The sequence below is a fragment of the Azospirillum sp. B506 genome (assembly GCF_000333595.1).
Taxonomy (GTDB): Bacteria; Pseudomonadota; Alphaproteobacteria; order Azospirillales; family Azospirillaceae; genus Azospirillum.
This window is the reverse complement of the sequence record NZ_BADK01000341.1, coordinates 1-2,341: the sequence shown is the minus strand read 5'-3', so window position 1 is coordinate 2,341 and position 2,341 is coordinate 1. Positions and strand designations below refer to the sequence as shown.

1 protein-coding gene is annotated in these 2,341 nt (G+C 64.2%); it reads left to right on the top strand.

Annotation, left to right across the window (positions count from 1 at the left end; translation table 11 throughout):
• Positions 1-1,254 precede the first annotated feature (1,254 nt).
• Positions 1,255-2,341, top strand: a 1,087-nt coding sequence (locus tag I71_RS10485; RefSeq protein WP_042694658.1) for a hypothetical protein, incomplete at its 3' end; no start/stop codon positions are given.

Here is a 2,341-nt window from a genome sequence, read left to right as displayed (position 1 = left end):
CTGCGCTTCGTACCTCCGAAGACGCCGCTCCCGGCTCGTTCATTCAGAGGGNNGNGGGTNAANNAAAGNCTGATGNAGNGCCCTGAAAGGGNCTCNNNNGGATCCGGCATCCTCAGCCGGGTGCATGGCACGGCGGTGGATATCGAGGAGAAGGTCCATCAGGCCGACACCGACATCGCAACCGGACAGGCGAGGATCCGGACCTTCGAGGAACGGCGGAAGGACCGCAACGCGGCGTTTGACCGCGCCCATCGCGAACAGGCGACAATAAAGCCGGTCACCGCCTATGCGGTCTGGGGATACCGCATGCTCATCCTCGGAACCCTGCTGACCGCGGTGATCACCGCCTATTTCTACCTGGACATGCAGGTCACGCTGCATGCCGCCAGCCAGAACATCACCATCGGCTCGACCGCCTCCGAAAGCGGCTACAAGACCAATCTGGATTACCTGAAGGCCAACCCGCTCGACCTGATTTGGGGGTTCGGAGTCATCATATTCATCATGGTGGGCAAGATCGTCAGTAAGGTGCATGAGCGGCTGGACCACCCGTCCTGGTTCTTCCTGCTCGTGTGCGCCGGCGCGATTGCCATCACCATCGGGACGGGTGTGCTGATGGCCCAGGTCGCCTCGACCCAAAGCGAACTCAGCATGATCAACGGCCAAATCGCCGCAACGCTGGCCGGCGACCGCGACAACCCCTTCGCCGCCCCCCTCGACTGCGCCATCGATGCGCAGAACCCCCGCTGCGTGAAGGCCCGCGCCCTGGAGGCGACCCTCGTGCCGCTGCGCGACACTCTGCGCGGCCTGACCTTCTGGATGCGGCTCTCCATCATCCTGTCGGAAATCCTGTTGGGCGCGGTGGCCTGGATGGTGGCCTCGGAGCACCACCAGAAGCATGGCATCGAGGAGGGCATGGTGCGGCGCAAGCAGGAAGGCATCGCCGAGGAGATCCGCCGTATCGACGAGGAAATCGCCAACGCCCGCCTGCAGGTGAGCGACGCCACCGAGGCTCGGGTGCATGGGCAGGTTCTCATCAACCGGCTGAACGCGGTGCAAAAGGGAGTGCTGGGGCAGGAGAGTGTGGAACGGATCTGTACCGACAAGCTGAACGAGCAGTTCCAGCGCGCCGACGCGATTCTGGCCGAGCTGGTTCACGGTTGGAAGATCGCCGACGCGGTTCCGCCGACGACGCCGTAAACCGGTGCCCGCCGCCGTCCCCCAGCCCGGACATCCCAACCGAGGAATACCTACGTGACCATTTCTCCTCCCGACGGCGTCCGGCGGTTCTTTACGGCGCTTGCCCTCGCCGCGTCCCTCGCTGCGCCTCGCGCGGCGGGGGCAGGCGGTTCGCCCAACGGGACGGCCGCGATCTTCCTGATCGATTTCGCAGGTCTGGCGTCTGCCGACCAATCCGCCGTGGGGGGTCTTTCGAACGATATCATTCAACGCCTCAAACCCGACGGCCTCGAAGTGCTGGCGGTGATCGACAGCCGCCACCCTGAACGTGGCCTGTTCTATGACCATGCCGTGCCAACGGCGCTGCGTCAGCTGCGCCAACATCTTGAAGGCCTCGTCCATCAGACGGCCGGCGATCAACCGCCTCTCAACGTGCCGCAGGCGCTCGACGCGGCTGGCGACGTGGCGGTGGCGATCCGCCATCGTGTGGCTCGGATTGACCTGTTCCTCATCGAATCCACACACCACCGTGCGCCGCCGCCGCAGGACTTCACCCAGGGCTACCCAAACGACGGCTTCCTGACACTCGCAGACAGCGATTTCTCCAACCTGACCCGCCGCGACCTCGCTCCCATGCGGGCGCATGTGATGGGCCGCGGAAACCCGGCGCTCTCCGCCCAGTATCAGCGCTTTTACCATTATCTGCTTGGCGATCTGTTCCACGCCGAACTGCGCAGCTTCGTCGTCGGCGCGCCGAACGAATTCGTTACCGATACGCTGCGCCCGATGACCTACGCGCCACCCGAACCGGTAACACGCAGTGTGGTGATCGCCCCCGAGATCAAGCCGCTATGTCCTGCTGATCCCGCTGTCCGGATCGAGAGGCTCGGAAACGCGGGGATCCGGGTTCACATCGCCGATCCTGGACGGCGCAACGCGGCCCTCAACATCCGGCTGGAAAACGGAAGCGACAGCCAACGTAACCTTCTGCGACTCGACGAGAACGGCAATGGCGCGGTCGACCTGATTCCGCGTCCAGGGAAGAGCCGCCTGTTTGTGGCGACTTGCCGAGATGCCGATCAGGAGGTGGATGTTCCGGAAATTCCGGTGGTCGTCGATCGGATCAAGGTCGACATCCTGAACGGTACATGCGTGCTGCGCG